This window comes from Cupriavidus sp. UME77 (assembly GCF_014170355.1).
Lineage (GTDB): Bacteria > Pseudomonadota > Gammaproteobacteria > Burkholderiales > Burkholderiaceae > Cupriavidus > Cupriavidus basilensis.
Genome location: NZ_LZZU01000019.1, coordinates 1 through 2,743, shown reverse-complemented (window position 1 = coordinate 2,743; position 2,743 = coordinate 1). Strand labels below are relative to the sequence as shown.

Here is a 2,743-nt window from a genome sequence, read left to right as displayed (position 1 = left end):
AGCAGCTCTGCCAGCTCCACTTCAATCGCCTCCTGGATGACCCGCCGGGCCCCGCGCCTGATCAGCTCCTCGAGCCCAAGCCCGATTTCCGATAGACCGACTGCTTCTTTCCCCTTATCCTTGCTCATGGTGGACCTTTCTTGTGCTGGTTTCCGATCTCGACAATCAGATTCTCAGCGGAAAGCTCCACCGCCCTCTACTCCGCGCCTCAAATTCCCCGTCCGTACACCAGTTTCGACTTTAGCTCCTTCGTCGCCTCGCGCTGTTACAACCGCCACTGCGCTGCCCTTCGCCGCATCGCAGCGACCTTTTGGCAAACGCTGGGAGCCTAACACTATGGCTCAGCATCTGAACCGACTGCTCGGGCAGTCGGGGGGAGCCTTTACGCCTGCAAACCGGAACGCACAGGAATCATCGCCACCTGCGGGCGGTTCCTGGGAGGTATAGGACATGGCAACAAGAACGCCACGTGATCCCAACGGCCGATATGTGAAGGTGTACGTGACCCTGATTTACAGTCCGGCGTGGCGGGTATTGGGACCATCTGCCGTGAAGCTGTTCATGGATCTACGCGCAACGGTCACCGGCACCAACAATGGCAACCTGAACGCCGCACTGTCTGAGATGAAGCATCGTGGTTGGGCGTCGTCAGCAACGCTCGCTAAGGCGCTCTACGAACTGCGCGCTATGGGATTCCTTGCCGTTACGCGAGAGGGAGGGCTGAAAATGGGAACTCGTGTTTGCACCCTGTATCGCTTCACTGATCTGGAGGTATTCGAGCAGCCCAAGGTGGGCGTACAGCACATCAAAGCGACGCACGACTATCGGCGCTTCGAGTCGGTCCGCGATGCCGAGCGCGCCCTCACTGAAGGATTCGAAAAGCTACGCGCGGAAGGCGGAAGAAAGCAGGCACCGAAGAAAAAAGCCCCTGTTCAGAAGCTGAACCCGATCAGTTCAGAAATTGAATCGATAGGCCGATTCATCGCATCACAAACTGAACAGGCAGCCGCTGTATCGCTTCAATAACTGAACACGGATAACCGCAGGGCCGGAAGCCCAGAAAGCCGCGGAAACAAAGCCTTCTGGGGCTTTTCTCATTGCGGGGTCACCTTGCCCTCTCCCTGTTCAATTTCTGAACTCCTTTGGTAGTTGCCATCCCTACGCGGCAAATCAGTGCTGTTCTGTGAGTTCGGGCTCGATGTGCGCACGCTGGAGGATGTGCTGCGCGTCTCTCTGAGGTCGGATTGGTGGATGCGCAGACCCTTCTGCCAGTTGCCTGGGGCAACCGGCAGATGCGATCGGACTCAAGCACAGAGCGGGTTCGCGCCTACCGTGAGCGTATGAAACAGGGAGGTAACGTTTCAGCAACGCCCCAAGAGGTAGAGGAAGAGGTAGATAAAGAAGAAGACAAAGACAAAAACAAGAAGCTGCCGCGCAAGCGCGACGTGGATTCCTCGTCTGGCGGGACAGTGACGGCCCCATGGCAATCCCGTGATGGCACTGCGACGCGTGGAGAGCGGTGTAGAGCGCATTTTTCTTGACCGGACCAGGGAGAGTGAACCCAAGGGAGAAAATCGAACTGACAGCCCCTGGTGGCTTCTAGCGCTCAAGGGGTTTGTGGCTGGGCCATCGACAAGACTTCGTGACGTAAGAGTGCGCCGTGAGAGGGTGCGCCAAAATACTGCGAAGACCCATCTTCGCCGCTAGGCGACTGCTTATGATTCCCTGACGGTTCTTGATGGTTATTGGCGGTTACTTGCGGGTGCAAACCGTTGCACCCTTTCATGTCGTGGATTGCACCCTTATTTGGCGGTGCAATTTCTGCACCCTATAGCCATTCCGGCTGATTCGGCACTCGCGGTGCAGGTTGCAACGGCCGCTGCCGGCATCGCACAACTCGGCTGGACACCTCCCTGCTGCGGACTGGCCCTGCCTCATGCGCCCCCAGAAGACGCAAAGCGTGCCGGGAACCTTGTTTACCATCTGGTTTTCAATCTTCCCTATCTAGGGATTTGTGATTCTTCGCAACTCCATTTGCGATACTTCGCAAATGGGCAGCGATGCAGCACAACACCTTCCGAGACGACTTGTAATCGCTTGGCCGGGGCCTTGTACAACTTCTGGCGACACTCGCGCTGAACTGCACAAATAGGAAAAGGCGGAGAGGCCCACCGTTTTGCGTGCTCGAAAATTGAATTCCCTTCAAAGGACTTCAACATGCAAATCGAAATCAAGCTCCGCTCAAACATCTTTGCCGACGAGGATGCGCCGGCCGAGGCGAAAGCCGCGTTCCGGGATGCCGTGCGCGACCGTTCCACGTTGTTCGCAGTCCAGCGCGCTTGCTTTGCTCTCACGCGGCTCGTAGATGAAGGCGCGCGCGATTCGCTCCTGAGCGATGCCACGCTCGCCTCGCTGGCGAGCGGCAATAGCGTTTCCGAAGAACTTCGCGTGATCGAGTTGCGTCTTCTGGCACAGGCAGAACACGTTCGCGCAGCTACTAACTTTTCAGAAAGTATTGTCAGGCCGCAGCGTATTGGCACTCCGGCTGGCGAAAGAACGACTTGACTAACTCAGGCAGTCGTTGAATGCGACGTAACGCACTTCTCGCCAATTTCTTCATTTCGTTCTTTCCCTGGACTAAACGCTTGGAGACTTGCCGCTTCACGTGCGCCCACACCTGCTCGTCGGGGTTCAGGTGAGGAGAATACGGCGGCAGGTAGAACAGCTTCAGCCGGCCTTGCTC

General features: G+C 57.1%; 3 protein-coding genes and 1 pseudogene. 2 read left to right on the top strand and 2 right to left on the bottom strand.

Going from position 1 to position 2,743, the window contains the following annotated elements; genetic code table 11:
- Positions 1–128: pseudogene (locus A9975_RS38010) on the bottom strand (IS256 family transposase); the annotation flags it as partial.
- A gap of 322 nt (positions 129–450) precedes the next feature.
- On the opposite strand from A9975_RS38010, the gene A9975_RS09550 reads away from it, so the two are divergent.
- Both A9975_RS09550 and A9975_RS09545 read left to right on the top strand, forming a co-directional pair.
- Entirely contained in the window at positions 451–1,026 is a 576-nt protein-coding gene (locus tag A9975_RS09550) for a hypothetical protein (protein WP_255503130.1), read from the top strand.
- 1,191 nt (positions 1,027–2,217) lie between these two features.
- Positions 2,218–2,565 carry a hypothetical protein gene (locus A9975_RS09545; protein WP_183032475.1) on the top strand — a complete coding sequence of 116 codons (348 nt, stop codon included), beginning with the start codon at positions 2,218–2,220 and terminating at the stop codon, positions 2,563–2,565.
- Here the strand turns inward: A9975_RS09545 and A9975_RS09540 are convergent.
- On the bottom strand, positions 2,519–2,743 hold a 225-nt coding region (locus A9975_RS09540), incomplete at its 5' end, for a transposase (protein WP_183032474.1). The two genes, A9975_RS09545 and A9975_RS09540, sit on opposite strands and share 47 nt — an antisense overlap.